Source organism: Laspinema palackyanum D2c (genome assembly GCF_025370875.1).
GTDB classification, from domain to species: Bacteria; Cyanobacteriota; Cyanobacteriia; order Cyanobacteriales; family Laspinemataceae; genus Laspinema; species Laspinema palackyanum.
The window spans coordinates 199,174-223,961 of sequence record NZ_JAMXFD010000005.1; the positions used below are offsets into that span (position 1 = coordinate 199,174).

Genomic DNA, 24,788 nt, shown 5'->3' on the forward strand with positions numbered 1-24,788 from the left:
CTGCTAAATGTAATCTGTTAACTGGCAATAGTCAGTTGCTATCAACTTCGGAGCCTTCAATTCTGAGGAGTCCCCCCTTAACCACCTATCACTGAGCGCTGACGCAACATGAAAGTCGTATTCTTCGGTACTCCCCATTTTGCTGTTCCCACATTGCAAATTCTGTTAGCCACTCCCGAGGTTGACGTATTAGCTGTGGTCACTCAGCCAGATAGACGTCGCAGTCGCGGCAGCCACTTGGACCCTTCCCCGGTCAAAAGTTTAGCCTTAGCTCATAATCTCCCCGTCTGGCAGCCCCAACGAGTCAAAAAAGACGCTGATACTCTGGCGTTTCTAAGACAGTCTCAGGCGGATTTATTCGTTGTGGTGGCTTATGGACAGATTTTATCTCAAGAAATTCTGGATATGCCCACCCTGGGCTGTGTGAATGTCCATGCCTCTCTCTTACCTCAATACCGAGGGGCGGCTCCCATTCAATGGTCTCTGTACAATGGGGACGCGGAAACTGGAGTCACGACCATGCAAATGGAGGCGGGTTTGGACACCGGACCGATGTTGCTTAAGGCTTCTGTGCCAATTGAACTGTTAGATAATGCCGAACACTTGGCTCATACGCTTTCTACGGTAGGGGCTGAGTTGTTGCTGAAAACGGTGGTGAAGTTAGGTCGTCAGCAAATTCAACCTGTCCCCCAAAATGATGCGGACTCGACTTATGCGCCGTTAATTCAGAAAGAGGATTATGTGCTGGATTGGTCCCGCAGTGCGATCGCCCTCCATAACCAAATTCGCGGCTTTTTTCCGAACTGCATGGCTCAGTTTCGCGGCCAAGACCTCAAAATTATCGCCACTGCACCTGTGGGCGATCGCTACTGGGAACATCTTCCCCCATCGTTTACCGTTCTCGAACATAATTGGCCGGCCCTAATTCCTGGAGAGGGCAAACCCGGTGAAATTGTCAGTATTGCCAAACATATCGGGCCGATTGTTCAAACCGGCGACGGTTTTTTACTCTTACAACAAGTCCAGGTTTCGGGTAAACGCGCTCAATCAGGTTGGGATTTTGCAAATGGGATGCATCTACTCAAGGGCGAAATGTTGGGCAATGGGAATGTTTAAGTGCCGATAGAGACGCGATCGAGACCTAGGTTGGCAGCGATCGCGTCTCGGGAGATTCGCATTCCGATAGGGGTTCAAAAAAGCGACATCCTGCACAGGGTCCTTCTGGATTGACGGCACAGCGAATCAGTTCGGATTTAGCGTTGAAGCGGCAACTGGCCTCTCCAATCACCCAGCGCCCCTCTACAAGACTTTTTTCAATCGGTCGCTGGGCTGACTGAACGTACAGGGCAATATTTTGCAACCGATAACGACCGGATTTCAGTTGATACCGATGGCGGCGTTCCAGAACGGCGTAAGTTTTTCCTTCGAGATCCAGATAGTGACCTGGTTGCGGATTCCAATCTAAATGCACTTTCCCCAAGGACTGCGAGGGTTTGGTTAAGATCACCTCGGTGGGTAAAGAATCTGGTTCCATGATTCCTCTGTGATGTTCTTTACTTTTTTACGTTACCTTACACCGCCTCTGGATGCCGAGACTCCTCCAGATTCCTTCAGCTTTGACTCTCTTGGAGACTCACCGGGCGATCGCCGGTTATCCCCCCGGTTGGGAACCCCCTCTTTTCAGGTTAACCCCTCTCAGGTGGGCTTGATCCGGCGCACTTTCACCCCGAACCGCCTAGGGGTTTTTCTCAATTGCCCCTTTTTCTGGATTTTCTCGAACCTGTTTAACCCCCCTCAAATTCGATATAATTTAAAAAAGAAAAGTTGTCAATTTTTTTTAGTTCTCAATCTATAACATCCAATCGGCAGCCAAAAACAAAGCCGCCCAATCCCAACGCCTTGCACAAACAATTGACATCAAAGCATAAAAAATCAGAATTCGCCAGACCTAAACCGGAGAAATTGATATGTTTTTAGAACAAAAATCCACGGGCAACTTGATTGAAATTGTCAAAACAGAGGATTTGTCTGACCCTAGTTGCAGTGAAGTTGAGGGACGCTCTCATGCAGGAGAAGAAATGCAAGAGGTGGAGGCTTTTCCAAAAGAAGATTTGAAATTCCCCTCCGGGGAAACCCTACCCATCTGCTGGGTCGATGCGAACTATCGCGCTTCTGCGCCACCCGTGTCATCGTCAGCCGGATAAAGCCGACAACCGGCGGGGGATTAATCCCCCGCCTAACAGCTCAAGTCGGTTGAAACCGACTGAAAATACCACAGCATAAGACTTGCAGTCGGTTTTTAACTGACATCTTGCACCAGTGGCAACACCCGGCGGGTGGCAACAACCGGCGGGGGATTAATCCCCCGCCGGTTGTTGCAACTGCGAGGGGGTATTTGCGTATCCCCTCGCAGGAACGGCGCTACTCATTCGCGAACACGATCGCTCGGTTTTTTGCCCTCGATTTCACCCGGCGATCGCGGCGTGATCGGTAACCTGATGATAAACTCTGTCCCCTCTCCAGGAGTAGAAATACAGCGCAGTTTCCCCCCATGTTTTTCCACCACAATGGAATAAGCAATTGATAATCCTAAACCCGTCCCTTTGCCGACGGGTTTCGTTGTAAAAAAGGGGTCGAAAATTTTTAACCGCACCTGTTCAATGATCCCCGGACCATTATCCGCAATCCGAACCTCAATCCAATCGCGATCGCTCACTTCGGTGCGAAGGATAATTCTCGGTAAGCGGGTTTTCCCCCGGTGTAAATCCGATGGGATGACATCCGCAGAAGTTACCGAGGAGCTAGAATACACCTCACCTTCCTCGGGGCTTTCCTCAGAGAATCCCTCACACCCATCCATTGCATCGATCGCATTATTTAAAATATTCATCACCACCTGATTCACTTGAGACGCATAACAGGTAATTTTCGGCAGGTTTCCATACTCCTTGATCACCTCAATTCCCGGATGCCCATTTTTACGGGTAAGACGAGACTGCAAAATTAACAGCGTCGAATCAATCCCCTCATGAAGATCCACCTCTTTCATCGCTGATTCATCCAGACGAGAGAAATTTCGCAATCCTAGAACTATCTGGCGAATGCGATCGGCCCCGGTTTTCATGGAAGAGAGCAATCTCGGTAAATCTTCCAATAAAAACTCCAGATCCATGTCCTTGATGGCGGCTTGAATTTCCGGGTTTGAATCGGGATAATGCTGCTGATAAAGAAAGACTAAGTTAAACAAATCACCCAGATACTCTTCGGCATGATTGAGATTGCCATAGATAAAACTCACTGGGTTATTAATTTCATGAGCAATTCCCGCCACCATTTGGCCGAGACTGGACATTTTTTCAGTTTGAATCAATTGGGTTTGGGTCTGTTTGAGGGTTTCTAGGGTTTGGGATAAGCGGAGATTTTTTTCATTTAAGGCATCATTGGCCTGATTTAAAGCCTGAGTGCGCTCTTGGACTTTGGCTTCCAGGTTGGCATAAAGCAGGGCATTTTCTAAGGCGATCGCCGCTTGGGAGGAGAGAATTTTCAAAATCTCCAGGCGGTCCCGAGTAAAGGCTGCCCGGGTTAAATTATTTTCTAAATAGAGGATGCCTAAAGTTTTTCCCCCATTCACAATCGGGGTACATAACAAGGATTTTAACTGATGAGCCACCACATAAGGATCTTTGGTAAATGCCCCTTCACAAGCGGCTTCACTTAAGACTAAATTGGAGCCGGTTCGATCGACATATTTGACGATCGCCACGGGTAAATCGGAGCAAGTTTCGATATCAATGGATTGCTCGACGGTGACTGCATCCGCAGCGGTAGAAGCGGAGGCGGATATCAAGAGTTTGCCTTCAACTTTTAAAATTAAAAAGGCTTTTTCGGCTCCGGCATTTTCGATCGCCGTTTTCATCAGGATCGCCAGCAATTTATCCAGGACGATTTCACTGGCGATCGCTTGTGAGGCTTTCAGGACGGTGGTCAAATCGAGGTGATCGCTACTCTCCCGAGAGACTGAAACTCGCCGCGAGGTTGGTTTATGTCCGTTGGTGGGATGAAATTGCTCTGGGGCGTTCGGCAACAAGGAGGAATAGGTAGACTCCAACTGCTGCACTTTTGCAGTTGCTCCCCATTTTTTATACCCCTCCCGCGCTTCCTGCATATAGGCTTTAGCCTGGGTGAGTTTTCCTAATCCTAAATAAAATTTAGCAGCCAGTTCGTTTGCAAGGGCCGATTCTTGCACATACTCCTGTTCTGTGGCGAGTTGAATGGCGCGATCGTACCCCTCCATCGCCTGAAATTTATGTCCCAGAACCCGGTCCCTTTCAGCCTGAACCAGATAAAATTTATGGGAATAATTCATCGGGGCATGAGCGGCCCATTTTTTCAGGATCTTTTGATTCTTCGCGACTTTTTTGAGGAGAATTTTGCGCTCTTGCTCATCGGTGCGATCGCACAGGGCCATGTCGGTGAGGGAATCATACCAATAAAACATCGCCACCACCGGCAAGGCGATCGCTCCATCTAAATACTTCTGAGCTTCTTGAGCATTAACCCGGGCTTCACTGTAATTTTCAAACCAATAACACAGCATTAATTGATTCACAAAGTAATCGTGTAACCCGTTGCGGTCATTGGCTGTGATCATCCCAGCAAGCCCTTCCTGGCGATTATAGGCTTCTCCCACTAACTCACAGGGATTTTCACTGCGTCCCAACAAATTCAGCACCGCTTGCCGATATATTTCATTCCATTGCACCACGTTCATCTGTTGCCATTGGGTGAGGGAATGGCTCAAGGAGGCCATTTCCCGTTCTACCCCATTGAGTTCTGTTCCGATAAAGTATAAGTTTTGACAGCGGTTTTTGGCTGCATAAGAGGCCCATTCTAAATCTCCATTTTCAATTCCGCTCCGTTCGGCTTCCTTTAACGGAATCAAGGTTTCCTTGAGATGCACACTCCAAGGGTTGATTAGCCCTTCTACCATCGTTAAAATTTTGGCATTGGCTTGACCGGCATCAAACTGAGATAACAGATTTAATGCTAATTGTCCAAATTTATATCCGAGTTCAATTTCCCAAAATATGCCGGATAAAATCACGCCATAGCTCGCATAAGCAAAGGCCGACCACGGTGAATTTCCAAATTGAATGGATAAGTTCACCTGCTCAAATACAATCAGAGGCAGTAAGGAAGGGGCGGCTTGATAGGCGGCGGATACTAAGCTAGAGAGAATCCTCATGGCGGCGAGTTTCTCAGGTTCCCTCATGACAGGCCATGTTACTAAGTCTGTCGGGTCTTTGTCCACCATTGCAGCTTGGGTTTTTTCCAGTTCTCGTTGGATATTGGCCCGGGTGGGATGCTCGCTTAAATGAATCCCTAGTTGTTTGGCAATGTTGACGCCAATTTGTACGGCTTCAAGTTGTTGGGCCTGGGCCATACAAGCTTGAATTTTGAACTCATAAATTTTGACGATATCCACTAAGGTTTTACTGGATTCAATGACCGGATTAGCTAAGGCGGTCATTTGCTGGAAATTTCCAAATAAATAAGCGGCTTCTGTGGCTTCTTGATAAAGGGTTAAGGTTAAGTTGTAGTGCGTTTGCCAACGCTCATTGCCTAAGATTTGAATGCCTTGATTCAGATAGTTGAAGGCTATTTCGTAGGCTGCTGATCGCTTGGCTTTTTGTCCGGCATTGAGGTTTAATTGAGCAATTTTTTCTCGCTCTCTTGGACAATCACTTGATGAGATGCCTTTATTGAGTTGATTGACGATATCAAAGAGGAACTCATCCCGGCGATCGCGCTTAGTTTGGTTCAGCCAGTATTGTCCGATGCTCAAATGCACCGCAGACTTGGCAGAATCCGAAATCAACGAGTAGGCAGCCGCATGAATGCGATCGTGGACAAATTTATAGTGCGCGATCAGGCAATCGAGATTGGCGTCTTCAGGACTACCTGCTTTCCATTCGGCGATCGCCACGGACCAATCCGCACTCTCCGTTGCCGGTAACACAAACCCTTGGGTGACCCCTGCTCGCAGATTCGCTGCCGTTTCTTTCACGGACTGCTGGGAAATAGCCGCCAAAGTTTGCAGATCGAAGCGTTTCCCAATACAAGCTGCCAGCTTGAGCACGGATTGCTCTGGTTCCCCCAGTTTCCGAATTTTTCCCCCCAGCAGTTGCACGACATTATCCGTAATGGCGCGGCGTTTAATTTTCTCAATTGACCAGTGCCATGCCAAACTTTTACTGTCAAATTCAATTAATCCATCATCATAAAGCCCGGTCAAAAACTCTTGAATAAAAAAGGGATTTCCTCCAGTTTTATCGACTACTAAGCCCGCCAAAGGTCCGGCTTGTCGTAAGGAACATTGAAAGCTATCGGCCAATAGCTGATTGATACTGGCTAATTTTAACGGCTCTAATTCAATGCGGTTGACAATTCCCCCGGTTTTTTCGATTTGGGCCAGCAGTTCTAGGACCGAGGAAGCGGCATCCCTGGAGAGAACTGGAGATTCTATCTCGCGATAGGATAAAATGAAAAAAACTCCCGGATCGGCCACCGTCATCAGGCGTTCAATCAGCCGCAAAGACCCGGCATCGGCCCACTGAATATCATCTAAAAATAGGGTCAGGGGATGGTTCGGATGGGCGAAAACTTTGATGAAATTTTGAAAGGTCAGATGAAAGCGATTTTCGGCTTCTGCTGGGGGTAAACTGTTGATGGGCGGTTGCTTGCCTAAAATCAGTTCCATTTCGGGAATCACATCAACAATGACCTGTCCATTGTTTCCGAGGGCTATCCTCAGTTGCTCTTGCCAGTGATCGAGGCGATCGTCCGGTTCCATGAGCAGGTGAGCTACTAATTCCTCAAACGCTTTAATCCATCCCAAATAGGGAATATCCTGCTGATTTTTGTCAAATTTTCCCGAAATAAAGTAGCCATTTCTTTTGGCAATTGGGGATTCGAGTTGCTGCACCAGTGCAGTTTTTCCGATGCCGCTTTCCCCCATGACTAGCATCACTTCTCGTTGGACATTCAGGGTGCGTTCAAAGGCAGACCATAAGGTTTTAATTTGGGCTTGACGTCCATAAAATTTAGAAGAAATATTAAGTTTTCGGCAAATATCATTTTCCCCTAAGATAAAATTTTCGATTTCTCCAGTTGCGTCTAATTGCATCAAGCAGATGACTAAATCGGCTTGTAGTCCCCAGGCACTTTGATAGCGGTCTTCTGCTGTTTTGGAGAGCAATTTCATCACGAGGTCGGAAATGACTTGGGGAATGGAAGGGTCGATTTGATGGGGGGGAATCGGCTGTTTTGCTAGATGGGAATGGACCAGTTCCATCGGGTCCGGACTGGTAAAGGGGAGTTGGTTGAGTAGGAGTTCGTAGAGGGTGACCCCGAGGGAATAAAAGTCGGTCCGATAATCCAGGGTGCGATTCATCCTGCCGGTTTGTTCTGGGGACATATAGGCGAGAGTCCCTTCTAAGAGGTTGGGATTTTTTAAGGAGGGATTTTCTTGGGAAACAATGGTGGCAATGCTAAATCCAATCAGTTTGACTTCCTCGGTTTCGGGGTTGAAGAGGATATGCTCGGGGTTGAGATCTTTGTGGATGATGTTGGCACTATGTATGGAACCCAGGGCTTCGGCAATTTGAATGGCGAGGGTTAAAAATTCCGCCTGAGTCAAGGGGCGATTTTTGGTGAATTGTTTTAAGGATTGTCCGCCAAAGTCTTCTAAGATTAAGGCGATCGCTTGGTTATACTTTTGCAGGCCATAGGTCTGGACTACGCCATCTAAATTGAGCCGATAAATTTCATACTCTTGCTTGTATCGGCTGAAATCTCCTGCACTGGCACCCTCTGACTGTAATATTTTGACGATCGCCGGTAAGTGATCCCGCGATCGGATGGTGCGATAGACGATGGACCGAGGGTTTTCGCTCAGTTGGTCAATGATTCTAAAACCGTTGAGGGCTTGGGTTGGTATTTGGCTTTCTATCATAGGTCCCGTGGGTGGATTGGTCCAGTCAGAATAGGGAAAATTTTAAATACCCCCCGAACGGTTCAAACAAGTCTTCTCGGGGTGGGTTCAAACGGGTTTTAGGGTGGCGATCGCCCAGTCCGCACGGTTAGTTACGAACCCTGCTTGCCTTGGTGTTCTCAGTTTAACTTAAGCCTTTGTACTTGTCTGTAAAAAAGATCAGGAAATCTCCACTTTACCTATGGCAACCGATAAGGCAATCTGTTCCCCCACCCGGTCCTTTCCTGATTTATGCTTATTCTCTCACTAGATCAGCCCAAGTCACTCTTGGATTGGCCTCTATTTCTTTTAAAATTAAGAGATAATTTAGTGGCCTTTTTCTCCATGAGTAATCCCTTAGAACGCTTAAAATATTTACCCTGGACTTCCCTGCTCCCGGTTGCGGGCCTCACTACTCAACTTGTGGCTGCAGTGGAGGTCTGGTTAGCTTATGGTGCCACCCAATCCACCGCCCTTCGGAATGCCTTGACTTTAATCTATGCACCTCCCCTGGGAACCTTGGTTTTATTTGCATTGGGGATGGGAATGGGGGCGATCGCCGTCTATGGATGCGAACTCTGGAATCGGTCTATGCTCAACACCGGGAGTCTGTGGGCCTTAGCCTTTTGCTTACTCCTCGGTCTCTTCATTAAGTCCCTCCTCCCCATCCCTGGGTTACTCGTTGAGCTTTCCCAACTGTCTTTTATCGCCCTAGTGGTGGGCATTTTCTGGAAGGGCCGACCTTACATCCGTTAACTCACCTGGGAGGCACTCGGTTGAGCGTGATCACCACCCCAGGATTGAGAATTGAGCCTTGAGGATTGTAGATGGATTGTCCCTGCTCAATTGTCAATCCTTGCGCCTTTATTTTTGCCTAGGCAAAAAAAAATCCCGCTCAAATTGAACGGGAAGCCATCAGGGTGCATCTACTAATGCACCTTATATTAACCCATGAGGGGTGTAACCCCACAGTTCTTTAACAAAAATTTATAAACTTGCCGAAAAGGTCGCAATCTCGTTAACTGGCTCGGGAGCATTCAACCCAAATCCGGTTAAAATCACCGATTAATGAGCCCTTATTGAACGAGTTGGCGATGGATTGAGTCCGGGGGTAGAGTATGCCCAGGCAGTGAATGCATGGCCTCTTTTCTGGTTAAAAAGACCCACTAGAGGGGTTCTGAGGAAGAAAACAGGTCAGAAAACTCCAAGGCAGCTAATTGAGCGCGACGCTGAGAGAGTTGAAACTCCAAGGATTCGATTTCCGAAAGCAGTTGCTGCCGTCGTTGTTCTACCCCATCGGTTTGGAACGCTAGAAAGGCTTCAATATCCGGCCATAATTCCACCGCCCAATCTTTACTAGAACTCCGGTATTCTTTGATAATTTGCACCGTGCCATTAGGTTCGAGTATAAATAAACTGTACAACCGCTTCTGAGTCGCTTTTTTGCTGCCTTTTTTCTCGCAATGGAGATAGAGTCCCGGTTGTTGAAAGGTTTGGACGCTGAGGTTGCTGACAAAATCACCCAGAATCGAATACCCATCGGTCACTGTGGTATCGACTCCCTCAATTCGCTTGCACCAGTTACCTGATTTTTCGGAAAGACTGCCTTCCCAAAACCCCGGTGCATTCAGGAAGGCTTCTTTAAGATTAACCAGAAAGGATTCACTCATGGATTTAAGGTTGAATTTGGGGACGGGGCGATCGCCCGGGGTGGATAGGGCCAAGTCCCAGGAGTTACTTAGTGGAGACTGAACCCCATTGAGCTTCACCGGACATCGGCTGAGTGATCACCTGTTTGCTCTGATTTCGCACGGATTTCTTTTCCAAACGAGGTGCGCTGGGGGTTAGCGACTCGGAACCCGTGGATTCTGGAAGGGGAGTGAGTGATGCTTCGGGCGATCGCCACTCGGAGACTTTCGGCATCAGTTCTGCGGTCATTTCTTTGGGTTCAGCATAGGCAGTCCCAGGAGAAACCGCTGGGGTCCGTTGAACAGAGCGAACTTTTTTCGGACGACGCATCACAGGTTTGGGCTTGTTCGGATCCGCAATGAACCAGAGAACGCCAAGACTAACGAAGATATCTAATAGCAGCATTTCCAACATAATCAAACCTTAAATCGTGCGGCAGAACAACCCTAGAGTGGGGTCGGGTCGCGATCGCCTACCGGAAAGCAACAGTCAGCAACTGTCCCCTTAGCTGCGATCGCGATTCCCTTCTTGATTGTAGAGTTTAAGAGGACCGAGAGCCAACTGTTTTGATCCACAGGAACTCCACTTTTCACCGGGTGTCCCACGGCAAGCTCGGGATTCAAGCGCCACAAAACCGAGTCAGAAACCCCCTTTCTGGCGATCGCTGAGTCAGTCCTGAACTTTCACCCACCCAGTAACCCCACCCTGAATCCAGAGGCAATGCTACAGTCTGGGGTTTTGTGCTTTTGGTTCTAGCTGGGATTCCGGGATATCCGGCGCGGGGATAGTTTGTTTGAGGTGATAACCCTGATGGTCCATTTCTCGCACAAAATTAGTCGGTTCCTCGGGTTGCACCGGGGGTGCTGCGCCTGGGGGTGGCGCTTCCCGTCTAAGTTTTTTTAATTTAGCTTTTCGTCCCATTGTATCAGTCTCCACGGAGGTTTTTAACTGAATTTTAGCGGAATTTCGTCAGGATAAATACAGGGTTGCACGGTTTTTACGTTTGTTGTCTAAAAGACTCAGGGGACTGGCTAATTGCCGATTAAAAATTGAGTCACGATTTGGCTCCGGCGACCCTCCGGATTGGTGACATTGACAAAATAGCCGACGGGATGATTCTCTGTCGTCACGAGGGTCTGGTTGCGGACAGGACCAATCACTTCTCCACGTTGGGACTATTCCTAGCTTTTAGAGGAATTGAATATTCGAGTTGATGATGGGGAGTTTCCCAACTCAATTGGGACATGGCATAGCCATGTCCCAATCAGGCTAATTTTAAATTAACCCAACATATCGTATGCACCATCCTCAATAATGCCATTCGGATTGGCTGTTCCGGTAATGATTTGCTCCACTTGTTGGGGAGTCAAATTGGGATTAGCACTGAGCATCAGTGCAGCTACACCGCTGACAACGGGAGCCGCCATTGAAGTGCCCTTCCAGAAATCGTAGGTATTAATGGGCACCGAGGAATAGATATCTTCTCCCGGTGCAACAACATAATTCAGGATGTCGGTCCCTGCACGGTTGGTAAAGTCAGCAATCTGGCGATCGCGAGTGACTGCACCGACTGCAATGCCAAATTCTGAGGCATAAGCGGCTGGATATCTGACTGCACTAGACCGTTCATCTCCTCCCCGGGAATGTAATCCATCATTGCCCGATGCGGAAACAATCACAGCGCCTCTTTCTCGGGCATAAATGAGGGCTTCTTTCACGGTATTATTCACACTAACGCTGCCCAAACTCAAGTTAATCACCCTTGCCCCATTATCCACAGCATAGCGAATTCCGCTGGCAATCCGTTCTTCTGTTCCGGTAAATGCACCAATCACAGCAACGGGCATAATCCTGGCATTAGGAGCAATTCCGCTATTACCAATGCCATTATTATTTCCGGCAATAATTCCGGCGACATGGCTGGCATGACCCTCTAAAGGATCGATGCGATTAATCTGATTATTGCCATCCAAGAAATTCCAGCCCATGATATCATCCACAAATCCATTGCCATCATCATCAATGTTATTGCCGTTGATTTCATCCGAGTTGGTCCAAATGCTTCCAGCTAACTGAGGGTGAGTATAGTCTACATAACCATCAATGACGGCGACAATTACTCCTTCACCCGTATAGCCTTGATTCCAGACGGCGGGTGCATTCACCATATCTGGAACCCAATTTGACCCAACCTGGGGCGGTGTTTCAAGGAAGGGTTCAGTCCCGATCGCCGCTGCCACTGCCCCTGCTGCATTCACCATTCCATAGCCCGATGAGCGATTAAAAAGCTGAGGAGAAATACTCAAGTCATAGGCCGTTGGACCGCCCACTTGGGAGACCATAATTTGATAATTTCCGGGATCTAGGGTGAGATGAATTTGTTCTAATGTCGAACCTTTTTGGGTGGAAAGGGCAACCATTTCCTCGGGTTCGATCGCCTGATTTGAATTGCGGTCCTGAACTAAATACAAATCTGCATTGGCACTTAACCCATCTAAAAATAGGCTAATGGTTCGAGGGCGATCAATTTGGAATTGGTAAAAATCATTGGGATTTTCGGGCCCAATTATTCCGGATGTTCGCTGCACGCGATCGAGCAATCCAAAGTTAAACGCATCGGCGACCCCATTCCCCGCGCCATTCGCCGGAAATTCTGGAGCATTCGCTTCTAACCAGAGATTATAGGTACTATCTCCTTGGATGGTATTGACTCGGAGAAAATAGGTTCCCGGACTCAAAACTCGCTCCATTCTCTCCTGCTGTGCACCTTTAGATTCCGAGGTAACAATCACTTCCTCCGGTTCACTAATTCCATTTCCATTGATATCTTTAATTAAAGAAAGTTGAGCATTGCCACTGAGGTCATAAAGAAACAAGTCCACATCTTTAAAAGAATCCAGAGTAAACTTATAATAGTCTTCTGGATTACTGTTTTCCAAAAAATCACTTTTGACTTGCACCTCGGATAAAACTCCCACATCGGCAGCAGTTGCCAGGGTATTTCCGGCACCTGAAGAAGGCAGGGTGGGAGTAGTGTTATCGATGGTGAGTAGATAGGGCGTATTTCCGCCCACCTTAACCACCCCCAAAAAATAAGTTCCTTGTCCGAGTACCCGATTAATTTGCGGCGTCAGAGTAGGGTTTTCTCCGGGATAGGTAATAAATTCCTGGAAGGTAAAGACCCCATCATTGTTGATATCCTGCATCAAGAAAAAATCCGCAGGCTGTTCTAAACTTTGAAGTTTGATTTCAACATTTCGAGTCTGATTTACCTCGAATTGATAAAAGTCGTAAGGATTGGCTTCGCCAATAAAATCTGCAACTTCAAAGCGAGCGCTTATGACCCCAATCTGTCCGAAACTAATGGGTTCGTTATTTCTGGCCCCGGATGAGGGTACTCCCGATGGAATAGACTCGACTATCAAATCATAAGCCGTCTGATCATCGGCCTGAAGAATTCTGGCAAAGTAGGTTCCCGGTTGCAACCCGGATAAGTAAACGCTAGAAGGAAAAGGCTCCGGTTCTTCTACGGGTCGGAAGGAATTGAGATACTCCATGAAGTCAATTTTTCCATCCCCGTTTAAATCAATCAGGTTGCGAGTATTATTAGTTTCGGTCGAGACAATTTCTCCACTATCGAGGATGCCGTTTTCATTGCGATCCTGAATCACTTGAATTTGGAGATTAGCGCTTAAATTATCCAAGGACAGACGTAAATCGCTCGGAAAATTGACGTTAAAGCGATAGAAATCTTGGAAATTGTTATTGCCAATAAATCCTTGACGGGCTTGAGGACGGGTTACATCTCCAATCCATAATGCCTCATTTAAACTATTACCGGGATGAGCTTGCAAGACACGGTTCGATGGAACGGCAGAGACGTTAATCTGGTAAGCGGTATCTCCCTGATCTTCCGACACTTTGACAAAATAGGTTCCCGGTGCTGTGGCAAAGCGGTCGAGTTGTGAGACGGGAGCTTTCTCGGCAGCGATCGCCTCTTGCACTTCAGCGTCATCGGGAATGCCATTCTTATTGAGGTCCCGAATTAACTGAATGTTCGCCGACGCATTACTGCCGTCCAATTTGACACTGATATCACTAAAGGTATCTAGGCGAAACTTATAATAGTCTTCCGTATCGAGGGAAGAAACGACGGGACGAGTGTTGGGATCGGACCCCACTGTGTGAGAGGAATTGATGACCCCGAGATCTCCGGGCAAATAGCGACGTCCTTCGGTGATTCCCGTATTCAGCAAATGGTAGAAAGCGGCACGGCGATCGCTTCCGAACACTTGCTCTAAATCCGGATTAACTGCTAAGTAGTAGTCCAAATCGATAAATTGGGAAAATCGCCGATTTTCAGCAAATCCTCTCGTTAAAAAGTGTTGAAATGCCCCTCCCAGGTTGCCCCCAAATGCCGGGGCTAGGTCGGGATTGGCCTTAACATAATAATTGAGGTCGAACAAGGGGGAGAAACTCCGCCCCTCGGCAATCCCCCACCCTTGAAGATGCCTTAACAGTTGGCTGTTAGAGGTGAATCCACCAAAGGCTAAATCAGCATTTTGTTCTCGATAATAATTTAGATTGACAAACGGGGAAAAAGCCCGTCCTTCCTCTAAACCGGAGCTTTGAAAATGTCGGTACAGTCGGTCTGGCGTGGCAATTCCCACGGCGGCCAAATCCGGATTGGCAGCGAGGTAATAACTAGCATCAAATAATTCTAAAGACATCGGCGATTGGTCCAGAAGTGTTTTATATTCGCTCTCGATGACTTCTATTAAAGCACTGAGTTCCACCCACCCGGTGAATTTAGCAACAATAGTTCATGCTTGTGACCACGGTAGGGGCATTCGGGTCCATGTATCTCTCATGGGGGCATCCTGAATCAGTGCGCGATCGCCTACTCCCCAGTGAGAGTTCCACCGGATCCCATCAAACGACCCGATGCAATGCTACCTTCAATCCATCGCCTCCGGTTCAAGGGTTTGCCCCAGTTAAATTTAGCGTCATTGCCCCGGATTTCTGATACCATAAGAACCAATTAGTCGGCTTGCGGAGTGACCATAACGGGAGTGAATGACGTTCTGTTACCACCCAATTCTAGGAACGAAATGCCAACCGGGTTCGGGATGATCCAAACCTTGCCCCCAGATGTCGTCCATCTAATCGCTGCCGGAGAGGTCATCGACTCGCTGGCGGCAGTTTTGCGGGAATTGGTAGAAAATGCCCTAGATGCGGGTGCAACGCGGATCTCGGTGTCGGTGTGGCCCCAACTCTGGCGGGTGCGGGTGGCAGACAATGGATCGGGGATGGATTTGCCGAATTTGCAACAGGCGGCCACTGCCCATAGTACCAGCAAAATCCACAATGTTTACGATTTGTGGAACATTACCAGTCTGGGATTTAGAGGTGAGGCCCTGCATAGTTTAGCGCAGTTGTCCCAGTTAGAAATTAAAAGTCGAGTAGCAGAAGGTGAGGGATGGTGTGCGAAATACAATTCCCAAGGTGAGGCAGTGCAAGTCCAACCCGCTGCAGTCGCCCCGGGGACCATCGTAACCGTCTGCGATTTGTTTGAACGCTGGAAACCCAGGCGTCAGGGGTTGCCCGCTGTTCCCCAACAATTGCGCGCAATCCAGCAGATGATTCAGCACATCGCCTTATGCCATCCTCATGTAATCTGGCAGGTGGAACAAGACGATCGCCCGTGGTTTAAAATCACCCCGGGACAAAGCGCCCAGCAAATTTTGCCTCAAATTCTGCGCGGGGTCAAGAGTGGGGATTTAGAAGCATTAACCCTGGCGGTGAGTGACGCCGAATCCCTCTTTTTGGTGTTGGGATTACCCGATCGCTGCCATCGCCAACGTCCCGATTGGGTCAAGGTTGCAGTCAACGGACGCTGTGTGCGATCGCCGGAATTGGAACAAACCCTGATTGCTGGATTTGCCCGAACCTTACCCCGCGATCGCTACCCCGTTTGCTTGCTGCATCTGCGAATTTCCCCAGAACAAATCGACTGGAACCGTCATCCCGCCAAAGCAGAGATTTATCTCAAGAATATCCAGCAATGGCAGGAACGAATTAGTGAGGCGATCGCCCAAGGGTTGCAGTTAAATCCAGAAACCACCCCCGACGCCGCCCAACACCGCGTTACCCAACTGCTGAAAGCGTCCGAAGAAAAAGGCGCATATCATGTCAATCGCACCCCCGAGGAGAATTCCCCATCCGGCAGGCGATCGCAACCCCTGCACCTGCGCGCCGTCGCCCAAGTCAGCCAAATGTATATCGTCGCCGAACATTCCAACGGATTATGGTTGGTGGAACAACATATCGCCCATGAGCGCATTTTATACGAACAACTCTGCGATCGCTGGCAACTCGTTCCCATCGAACCGGCGATCGTCCTCAATCAACTCACCCCCGCCCAACTCGAACAACTCAACCGCCTCGGACTCGATGTCCAACCCTTTGGCAGCGAATTATGGGCCGTTCGCACCCTCCCCGAACTCTTAGCACAACGAGACGATTGTGCCGACGCCCTGATCGAACTCAGCTTAGGGGGAGACTTACAACAAGCCCAAGTTGCCACCGCCTGCCGCAGCGCCATCCGCAACGGCACCCCCCTCACCTTACCCCAAATGCAAGATATTTTAGACCGCTGGCAACGCACCCGCAACCCCCGCACCTGTCCCCACGGCAGACCCATCTATTTATCCTTAGAAGAGTCATCCCTCGCCCGTTTTTTCCGCCGTCACTGGGTCATCGGCAAAAGTCACGGCATTTAAAAAATAATTCCCCATATTCGTAGTAACGACTTCAGTCGTTATCCCCCAAACCTGTACTGATACCCTCGCATGAGACTACAACAAGAATGATGGATTTCCCGGTTATCCTGCTCAATGATAGGAGGATTCTTTATAAACCCACAGATTTTGCCATATAAATATCCGGTTTCCCTCTCCCATTAGCATCAGGCATGACCCCGACAATTTGAAACCCACACTTTTGATAAAATTGATAGGGATGATTTCGCAAATTTTGAATATCCCGAATTTTTTCCCAGAGATTGGGGTAAAGATTAACGCCGGAAAGACTGGTCATGTTCGTTTCATCATCGGTTCCTAACCAGAGGGTTAATCCCCCCAGTTTTCTGACTTGTTCTTCTAAGTCATTGAGTAGGGTCCGGCCAATTCCTTGGCGGCGATAATCCGCAGCAACGACTAGGGGATGAACTTCCCAAACATGACCGTGATATTGAGAAATTCCGCCAATCCATCCTACTACTTTTCCTGCCTCATTGAGGGCAACTCGGCTAATTTTATCCTCTGATAACGAGTCAAGCACTTCTTCTGTTGCGGCGTCGATTGTCGGCCATGCTTTCGGCCAGTTTTCCCGAAATCCTTCCAGGAGTAACTCACTCACGGGTTGGAGGAGGGTATCCAGGCGATCGCCTAAATCAATGATGTTAATCATAAGTTCCTTGGCGTTGATGAGTAATTAATTGAGACAAAATTTTAGCAATATTCCAAGCATCATCATCACCTCGGTGGTGGGTTCCCTCTAAGGGCAAGTTCAGGTGTTCTAATGCCCCAGCCATCCCCACTTCTTTTTCTAAGGCATACATGACTGAAAATAGGGTTTTTACATTTAGATGGCGATTGCTAAAAGGATAACGAACCCCTTTTTTTTCGCACTCTACTTGAAATTGCCGTTTATCAAATTCGCCATAACTCGCCCAAATTCTTTGATGGGAAATATATTTATTTCTGAGAATTGAACAAGCTTGTCCCAAGGATACTCCTTGGTTTACCTGTGCTGGAGTTAAGGTGGTGAGTTGGGTGCAAAATTCACTCACCTGGGACTGTTTGGGTTTGACTAAGATACTCTCTTTTTCGAGTAATTCCCCTGAACTAATATTAAGGGGACAGATTCCAATTTCAATAATTTCTCGTTCTTGATTGGGGGGTGGGTCTTTTTCCCAGCAGGTTGCTTCAATGTCAATGACTATAATCTGATCTAGTCTGATTGCCATATTAAAATAGTTTTCAGTAAGTGATAGGATGTCGGTACAGGAGGGGGAAAAAAACCGGGTTTCTTGATAAGATTTTTGGCAATCTGTAGCCACTTTGGGATAGAAACCCGGTTTTTGGGGTGGGAATTTTAAAGGTGTAGTGGGGGTATGATGACTGAAGTCGGGACGTTGAACTAAGAAAGAAACGACTGAAGTCGGGACGTTGAACTAAGGAGAAGGACTGGCGGAGTTTTAGCTTACCTTGAATTTAACCGGCCCGAAATTTTTCGACTACGCGATCGAGTTGGACTGAATGAGAGGCTTTAAAGAGAATGCGATCGCCACTTTTCACCCAATCTTTCACACGCTGGCAGAGGTAATCATGGGCGTTCGGCTGTTCGATATCGATAATTTCTACAAGGGGTAACCCTGTGGCACCTTTTGCCATTGCTGCGGCTTCTTCTGAGTCTGCAAAGATGAACAATCCATCCAGATTTAAGGATTTGGCAACGCTGCCGATGCGCTGATGAAATTCTAGCGATCGCTCTCCTAATTCTTTCATAGTTCCTAGCACTGCAATCTGCCGTTTTCCTTGGGTTTGTGCCAGCATTTGCAGTGCAGCAGTCATGGATTCTAACCCTGCATTATAGGTTTCATCTAAAATGACAATATCATTGGCTAATTCATACCGTCTGGCCCTGCCATCGGGTAATTCTACGGCTAAACCGGATTTAAGCGGTTCCCAACTCACATTGAGCAGTTTTGCCACGGCTAATGCGGCTAGATAGTTGAGGGCATTATGTTCCCCAGGAAGCGGGACCGGAAAAGTTATACCTTCGACTTCTAGGAAATCTCCCTCTTTTAAGGTTCCCTGTAAGTCTCCTCCGGTTAACCCATAGGTGAGAGTTTTTCCGGACCAGACTTTTGCGGCTGTTTCCATTAACCGGGAATTGTCGTAATTGAGGACGGCGATTCCATCCGGGGACATTTTTTCTAATAATTCACATTTGGCTTTGGCGATCGCCTCTTCGGAACCCAAGCGTTCAATATGGGCTGTGCCGACATTGGTAATGACGCCAATTGTAGGGGCGGCAATTTCTGCGAGGAGGGCAATTTCTCCTTTGCCGCGCATGGCCATTTCAATCACCGCATAATCATGGTCTGGGGTCAAATTTAAGAGGGTTTTGGGAACGCCGATTTCGTTATTATAATTCTTCTCTGTTTTGAGGACAGGACCCTGGGTGTTCAAAACTGCGGAGATTAATTCTTTGGTGGTGGTTTTGCCGACGGATCCTGTCACGCCAATCAGGGGGATGTCAAACTGGGTGCGCCACCACTGGGCGATCGCCTGATAAGCAGCCAAGGTATCCGGAACGACCAACAGGGGCCAGTCTGAGTTGGGGCTCACATAGTCGCGATCGACTATCGCGGCGATCGCCCCTTTCTCAAATGCGGACCCAATAAACTGATGCCCATCAAACTGGGTCCCTCTTAGGGCCACAAAGACTTCTCCAGCCCGTAAACTGCGCGTATCCGTAATAATACTGAGGACCTGTTTTGCGCCCAGTTCCTCGGATAAGGGGTTAATCGCTTGGGCATTCAAGAGGGAAAGCAGTTGAGCAAGGGTCACAAAACAAGACATGATGGCAGGACTTGAATTTAATAAAAAATAATGATACCATCCCCGAAAGCTGGGACGAAGCCAGCGATCGCCTCAATCTAGGCCGGGGAATACCATAAAGGTGTTTCCCCAGTCAACCGTGATAAATCTTCATTAAAATTCCGTGAATCCCCCCTGGCATCTTTATCAACTTTTTACGATACTGGATGGTTGAGGAGATCTGCCTAGGCTATTCTAATAGATAGAGGTCCTATGCGTCCGGGAAAGCTCAGACCCATTCCCTATTCGGCAGAAATCACCCACTCTTTTATAAAGTTTCATGTAACATGGGTGAATCCGAGCGGCCCGAGACGGATCTGAATCTGCTTGATAGCCATTATCCAAGCGGATTAAATATAAATTATCCATCAAGGTCTGACAATATTCCACGGGGAAAAATTGTGTCCTATTGAAAACGCTCGCTCTAGGAAATTGAATCAAGCCAAACATCTGGGCAGGGGGAAAGTCAAGTGAATCATCGAACGGATCCTTACAACCGAAAAACAAGCCAGGAGGAGCAGTTACTATACGATCACCTCCTCGATCTGGTTAAAGCGGAGCCACCGTCCGAAATGATCTCGCGCTTTCAAAGCCTCTTTATTGAAGCCAGGGACTACCCCGAAGCCGAGATCTCAGGGGCGTTAGGTCGAATGCTCACCTATAAGGGCATGGACCAAGATTTTAAGTTTATTCTAAATAGATGTTGCCACATTTTAGTGAATCGCTGGCAAATGCACAGCCAAACCCAAGAGGCGATTCCGGAGTTGGTGGCCCTGTTTGAGAGACCAGGGGGCTATAATCCTTACGGGCGCTCTCGAACGGGGCGACAGTTGCAAGAATTAGTCAAAGACTTCACCTCAACCGATCAGTATCTGACCCTGCGACGGCTATCGAAGGTGGTGCAACATAGTTCAGAAATCAGCCAGCCTAAAGAGCAGCATAGGCCCCTAGGTACGTTTATTGATCGCTATCCCTACTTGTACTCTCATTGCCTGCTGAGTGAAGATAGCAGCTATGAGCATCAGCAAACCGTGCGAAAAATTCAAGCGCAACGGCAACGGCAATTTGAAATTAACTTATCCCAGTATGTAACTTATCAAGTCCGGCGATCGCAGGTCCGGCGGACGGGGAATGTTAATGCAGTCCGAAACCTGTCGCCCATTGCCAATCCCACCTTACTCAGCGATCGCGAACTGTATTATTCCCTGAAAGATTATGTCGGCAAAGCCGAAGGAGGCCGCACTTACCGCGACTTAGCCCAGAGCTTTATCACCCACACCAGTCAGTCTCCCAACTACGGAGAATTTAAAGCCGATTTATACGACTACCTCCTCGGCTCCATCGACCCGGAATATGGCAAACGCCAATTTAACGATAAATTATGTAAGCATTTAAAAGCTACCCTGCCCCAGAGTGATTCCCAGAAACTCAGCGATTTTCTGGTGGTTAGAACTTGCAGCCAACTCCTGAATTTTTTAGTAGTAGAAAGTTCTCAAAAGCCCAGCCACTTTATCTTTTTGGATGTGGTTTCTAATATTGGCCCCACCCGGACAACCGGGATGCTTCTGAAAATTGTTCTGCTCTGTCGGAAAGTCAAACCCTATTTAGAAAAACGGCTCTCCATCTTATTTAACCACTATGAAAATTCTAACAATGATAGCATTATTTGGCTCATCAAAATGTTAGAAAATATCAACGTAGCCTTAAGTACAAATTTTGGAGCGCTTGACCTATCTTTCATGAGCCAAATTGCTTGAAATCCCGCAATTAAATAGTTTTAATCCTTGAGGTTGAAGCATTCACCCTCAATTTCCTCTCCCCGTCTTGGGCTAGTCTGGACTACGATTGGTACTGTAGAGCGCTGAAGGATAGCCCACCTCTTATGACTCACGGAGGTTCCCACGAGAACGAGGAACAAATTCCTAACACCCCTCATTCCCCCTTACCCTCACCCGGTTCCTCCAATTTAGATGGAGAAATGGACGAGGCGATTTTGTCGTTTGCAGATATTCAGGCGGACCTTAACTACAAACAAGCCAAAGATGCCCTGCGAGAGTTAGTCGCGAACCTGGACCTGACCCCGGAAGAACGAGCGGGCTTGGATCCAGAGATTGAAGGACTCAGCACCATGCTGGATAAACTAGAACGGACGGTGGTGCAAATTGCCGTGTTTGGCATGGTGGGACGGGGAAAATCGTCGATTTTGAATGCCTTATTGGGGCAGAATGTTTTTGAAACCGGCCCGATTCATGGGGTAACTCGGACCTCTCAGGGGGTGAATTGGCGAGTCGAGCGATCGCCCCTGGATGGCGGAGAGGGCAACATTACCCAACTCACCCTTTCTGGAGTCGGACAGTCTCAAATCGAACTGATTGACACCCCGGGAATTGATGAAGTTGATGGTCAAACTCGGGAAGTTTTGGCCCAGCAAGTCGCCTCTCGTGCAGACTTAATTTTATTTGCCGTCGCTGGGGATATGACCCAGGTGGAATATGAAGCCCTTTCCCAGTTGCGGGATGCGGGGAAACCCATGCTGCTGATTTTTAACAAAATTGACCAATATCCCGAAGCCGATCGCGAGGCAGTCTATCGCAAAATCCGTGATGATCGGGTCAAAGAACTGCTGTCGGAGGATGAAATCGTCATGGCAGCAGCGGCCCCCTTAGTGGCCCAAGCGACCCCTCGAAGCGATGGCACAATGGCGGTGCAGATGAAGCGGGGTTTACCCCAAGTCGATGACTTAAAATTAAAAATTCTCGAAATTTTAGACCGGGAGGGGAAATCCCTGGTGGCGTTGAATACCCTGCTTTATGCCGGGGATGTGAATGAACAATTGGTTGAGCGCAAAATGCAGATTCGGGACAAGAGTGCGAACCGATTGATTTGGAATGCGGTGATGACGAAAGCGGTGGCGATCGCCCTGAATCCGATTACGGCGATCGATATCCTCAGTGGCGCGGTAATTGATGTCGCCACGATTTTAACCTTATCAAAGCTCTATGGCATTCCCATGACCCAAGCCGGGGCCATCAATCTGCTCAAAAAAATCGCCCTGAGTATGGGCGGAATTAGTGCCAGCGAACTCCTGGCAAACCTAGGGTTATCATCCCTGAAAGGGTTATTAGGATTAGCGGCACCGGCTACGGGTGGGGCATCTTTAGTACCCTATCTTTCCGTTGCCATTACCCAAGCCGGTGTCGCCGGGTTTTCGTCCTACGCCATTGGTCAGGTGACCAAAACCTACCTCGCAAATGGGGCTTCCTGGGGACCGGATGGGCCAAAAGCTGTGGTCACCCGCATCATTGATTCCCTCGATGAAACCACCATTATGGGCCGGATTAAGGACGAACTCCAAGAAAAACTCCTAAAAGTGAGAGAAAGAAAAAAGCATAAAAACTCAAGTGAGTTAGGATAAAACTTTTTCCTCAAGGCTTTACCCTGAAAAAGCCTGATACTTCTCACTTAAAGAGAAGAACTTAAATTACGAGATGTAACCCCTATTTTTCTTGTCGTTGTTTGAAATCATTGCGCCATTCTCGCAATTGCTCGGAGGCCACATCTCGCCCCCCTAAGCCAAAGGCTAAGGCAATGGCAACGGCAACGGCACCAAAGAGTAAACCAAAGGCCAAGTTAACAATATGAGGAGCAATCCCCATTTGTTGGAGTGCCATCGCACCGGCTAGGGCAATAATCGCAATTCGAGCCGCTTGAGCCAGAAGTTGGGACTGGGACCCTCGGGAACCGGAAATGAGATGATAGGCCAGATTCGCCAAGTACAGGCCAATGCCAAAGACGATCAAACCGACGAGAACCTGACCGGCGATGACGAGCAGGCCCTGCATAATCCTCGTGAGGGCTGCCAATTGCAGGACTTCTGTCGCTGCCACGGCCCCAAAGAGCATAATGCCCACCCAGGTGACAATCCCGACAATTTCTGCGGGAGTTCTCGTGGGAGACGAGGAGGGTTGGACAACGGTTTGTTGACCCGATCGCATATCCGGCGCATCTGCCGGTGGGGGTTGGGGTGGATTACCACTCGGGGTTGTAGGCAGACCCAACCAGGAGAAGATGTTGTTAAAGCCGATGCTGCGGAGAATGCGGATGACGATATCCGAGGCGAACTTAGCGATCGCATAAAATAACGCCAAAATTAGCCCTGCGGTCAAAATCAGGGGAATGGCGAAGAGAATTTGCGACAGCATGGCGATCGCCGGAACGGAGATCGCAGCGATTTCCAACGCATTCAACGCGGCGATCGCAGTCGGAATCAGAATCAAGACATAGACAATCGTCCCAATTAATTGAGACAGGGACATTCCGTCTTGAGTCCGGGACAGACCCAACTGAGCACCGAGGCGATCGGTTCCCGTCGCCGCCAGCAAATTGGTGACAATCCCCCGCACAATCCGGGCCATAAACCAACCGACAGCCCCAATAATCAGGGCCATCAGAATTTTAGGCACTGCCGACAGAAAGTCATTGACCAAATTCTGAACCGGCACCACATTTAATTCTAAGGCATTCAGAATTAGGGGCAGAAAGAACAGAAAGATAAACCAGTAGAGGGCGTTGCCGAGAGTTTCATTGAGTAAAAACCGACTTTCCCCAGCCGTCTGGGGGTCTGTTGTCTCTCCTGTTTGCTCTGCAAGCCGTTCATCTAACCGGAACTGCGTTAATCCCCGAGTCAGCAACATTTTGGAGAGGGTTGCCAGGATCCAGGCTACACCCAACAGGACTGCCGCACCGCCAATCTTGGGTAGATAGGCGAAAATCTGCTCTAAGAACCGATTTAGGGGCTGGGAAACCACCTCCAGATTCAGGGCCTGGAGAAAGGCGACCAAGACAAAAATCATGATCAGCCAGTAAACCGTATTCGAGATCCACTTTTCAGTGGGAGGCATCTCCTGTCCCGGTGCGCGTCCCATGATGGCACTGGCAATCCGGTTGTCCAAATTGGTACTGTGGAGGACCTTTCTAATAATTCCTGCCACAAGGGTAGCGAAGATCCAGCCACCGATTAAGATGGCGAGGGCTCCTAATAAACTGGGCAGGAATGACCCCAGTTGGACCAAGAGGGCTTGAACAAATCCCGTAACCTGCCCCAGGCCAAAGCCTGTAGCGAATCCAGGTTCTTGAGCCAGCAGCGCTTCGGGGCTTAAATTACCCCAAACCACGACTGATGTTTCGTGCAAAATTCCATTCATAAGGTGATTTGAGTGTACTTCCGATATGACCGTTCAACAGCGTTGATCATTCAGTAAATGCCAGTCAGTGCATTTGCCCCTATCCTACAGGGCTACGCATCTTTTGCTGTAGTCTATGCGATCTTTTGCGTTTTTCCCAATTCTCAACTGAGGTGGAGCAAACGCTTTATGGTTCAATTGTTCGTAACTAGAAAT

Annotated in this window: 19 protein-coding genes; 7 read left to right on the forward strand and 12 right to left on the reverse strand. The window is 48.3% G+C overall.

Features of this window, described 5'->3' with window-relative positions; genetic code table 11:
- Positions 1-108: 108 nt before the first annotated feature.
- Positions 109-1,116 (forward strand): methionyl-tRNA formyltransferase, encoded by a 1,008-nt coding sequence (gene fmt / locus NG795_RS09010; protein WP_367288325.1) that lies wholly within the window; start codon positions 109-111, stop codon positions 1,114-1,116.
- Positions 1,117-1,141: 25 nt separating this feature from the next.
- Here the strand turns inward: fmt and NG795_RS09015 are convergent, their stop codons facing one another.
- Positions 1,142-1,534, reverse strand: coding sequence for a DUF6464 family protein (locus NG795_RS09015; protein ID WP_367288326.1), 393 nt, complete (start codon positions 1,532-1,534; stop codon positions 1,142-1,144).
- A gap of 433 nt (positions 1,535-1,967) precedes the next feature.
- On the opposite strand from NG795_RS09015, the gene NG795_RS09020 reads away from it, so the two are divergent.
- Positions 1,968-2,204, forward strand: coding sequence for an acetyltransferase (locus NG795_RS09020; protein ID WP_367288327.1), 237 nt, complete (start codon positions 1,968-1,970; stop codon positions 2,202-2,204).
- Positions 2,205-2,425: 221 nt separating this feature from the next.
- On the opposite strand, the gene NG795_RS09025 is transcribed toward NG795_RS09020, so the two are convergent.
- Positions 2,426-8,014: a trifunctional serine/threonine-protein kinase/ATP-binding protein/sensor histidine kinase gene (locus NG795_RS09025; RefSeq protein ID WP_367288328.1), complete on the reverse strand. Its 5,589-nt coding sequence runs from the start codon at positions 8,012-8,014 to the stop codon at positions 2,426-2,428.
- A 363-nt stretch (positions 8,015-8,377) separates the two neighbouring features.
- On the opposite strand from NG795_RS09025, the gene NG795_RS09030 reads away from it, so the two are divergent.
- Positions 8,378-8,788: a peptide chain release factor 1 gene (locus NG795_RS09030; protein WP_367288329.1), complete on the forward strand. Its 411-nt coding sequence runs from the start codon at positions 8,378-8,380 to the stop codon at positions 8,786-8,788.
- Positions 8,789-9,198: 410 nt separating this feature from the next.
- Here the strand turns inward: NG795_RS09030 and NG795_RS09035 are convergent, their stop codons facing one another.
- The 6 genes from NG795_RS09035 to NG795_RS09060 form a co-directional block, all read right to left on the reverse strand.
- Positions 9,199-9,702, reverse strand: coding sequence for a hypothetical protein (locus NG795_RS09035; protein WP_367288330.1), 504 nt, complete (start codon positions 9,700-9,702; stop codon positions 9,199-9,201).
- Between the two features lie 64 nt (positions 9,703-9,766).
- On the reverse strand, positions 9,767-10,135 hold the full coding sequence (locus NG795_RS09040) for a hypothetical protein (RefSeq protein WP_367288331.1): 369 nt from the start codon (positions 10,133-10,135) through the stop codon (positions 9,767-9,769).
- A gap of 32 nt (positions 10,136-10,167) precedes the next feature.
- Positions 10,168-10,296 (reverse strand): hypothetical protein, encoded by a 129-nt coding sequence (locus tag NG795_RS09045; protein ID WP_367288332.1) that lies wholly within the window; start codon positions 10,294-10,296, stop codon positions 10,168-10,170.
- A gap of 148 nt (positions 10,297-10,444) precedes the next feature.
- Positions 10,445-10,642 carry a hypothetical protein gene (locus NG795_RS09050; protein WP_367288333.1) on the reverse strand — a complete coding sequence of 66 codons (198 nt, stop codon included), beginning with the start codon at positions 10,640-10,642 and terminating at the stop codon, positions 10,445-10,447.
- 110 nt (positions 10,643-10,752) lie between these two features.
- Complete coding sequence (locus tag NG795_RS09055; protein ID WP_367288334.1) at positions 10,753-10,881, reverse strand: hypothetical protein; 129 nt, start codon at positions 10,879-10,881, stop codon at positions 10,753-10,755.
- 120 nt (positions 10,882-11,001) lie between these two features.
- Positions 11,002-14,451: a S8 family serine peptidase gene (locus NG795_RS09060; protein WP_367288335.1), complete on the reverse strand. Its 3,450-nt coding sequence runs from the start codon at positions 14,449-14,451 to the stop codon at positions 11,002-11,004.
- Between the two features lie 95 nt (positions 14,452-14,546).
- On the opposite strand from NG795_RS09060, the gene NG795_RS09065 reads away from it, so the two are divergent.
- Together NG795_RS09065 and mutL are read left to right on the forward strand one after the other, a co-directional pair.
- Positions 14,547-14,747: a hypothetical protein gene (locus tag NG795_RS09065; RefSeq protein ID WP_367288336.1), complete on the forward strand. Its 201-nt coding sequence runs from the start codon at positions 14,547-14,549 to the stop codon at positions 14,745-14,747.
- An 85-nt stretch (positions 14,748-14,832) separates the two neighbouring features.
- Positions 14,833-16,503, forward strand: a complete 1,671-nt coding sequence (mutL, locus tag NG795_RS09070; protein ID WP_367288337.1) for a DNA mismatch repair endonuclease MutL — start codon at positions 14,833-14,835, stop codon at positions 16,501-16,503.
- Between the two features lie 130 nt (positions 16,504-16,633).
- On the opposite strand, the gene NG795_RS09075 is transcribed toward mutL, so the two are convergent.
- From NG795_RS09075 to NG795_RS09085, 3 genes are all read right to left on the reverse strand, one after another.
- Positions 16,634-17,191 carry a GNAT family N-acetyltransferase gene (locus NG795_RS09075; RefSeq protein ID WP_367288338.1) on the reverse strand — a complete coding sequence of 186 codons (558 nt, stop codon included), beginning with the start codon at positions 17,189-17,191 and terminating at the stop codon, positions 16,634-16,636.
- Positions 17,184-17,750: a 3'-5' exonuclease gene (locus NG795_RS09080; protein WP_367288339.1), complete on the reverse strand. Its 567-nt coding sequence runs from the start codon at positions 17,748-17,750 to the stop codon at positions 17,184-17,186. The genes NG795_RS09075 and NG795_RS09080 overlap by 8 nt, the downstream gene beginning before the upstream one ends.
- A 247-nt stretch (positions 17,751-17,997) precedes the next feature.
- Positions 17,998-19,371: a UDP-N-acetylmuramoyl-tripeptide--D-alanyl-D-alanine ligase gene (locus NG795_RS09085; protein ID WP_367288340.1), complete on the reverse strand. Its 1,374-nt coding sequence runs from the start codon at positions 19,369-19,371 to the stop codon at positions 17,998-18,000.
- 488 nt (positions 19,372-19,859) lie between these two features.
- Between NG795_RS09085 and NG795_RS09090 the strand changes: the two genes are divergently transcribed.
- Together NG795_RS09090 and NG795_RS09095 are read left to right on the forward strand one after the other, a co-directional pair.
- Positions 19,860-21,146, forward strand: coding sequence for a Sll1247 family protein (locus NG795_RS09090; RefSeq protein WP_367288341.1), 1,287 nt, complete (start codon positions 19,860-19,862; stop codon positions 21,144-21,146).
- A 221-nt stretch (positions 21,147-21,367) separates the two neighbouring features.
- The gene (locus NG795_RS09095; RefSeq protein ID WP_367288435.1) at positions 21,368-22,804 is read left to right on the forward strand and encodes a GTP-binding protein; all 1,437 of its coding nucleotides are present in this window, start codon (positions 21,368-21,370) and stop codon (positions 22,802-22,804) included.
- Between the two features lie 82 nt (positions 22,805-22,886).
- Here the strand turns inward: NG795_RS09095 and NG795_RS09100 are convergent, their stop codons facing one another.
- Positions 22,887-24,593: a mechanosensitive ion channel gene (locus NG795_RS09100; protein WP_367288342.1), complete on the reverse strand. Its 1,707-nt coding sequence runs from the start codon at positions 24,591-24,593 to the stop codon at positions 22,887-22,889.
- Between the last annotated feature and the right edge of the window lie 195 nt (positions 24,594-24,788).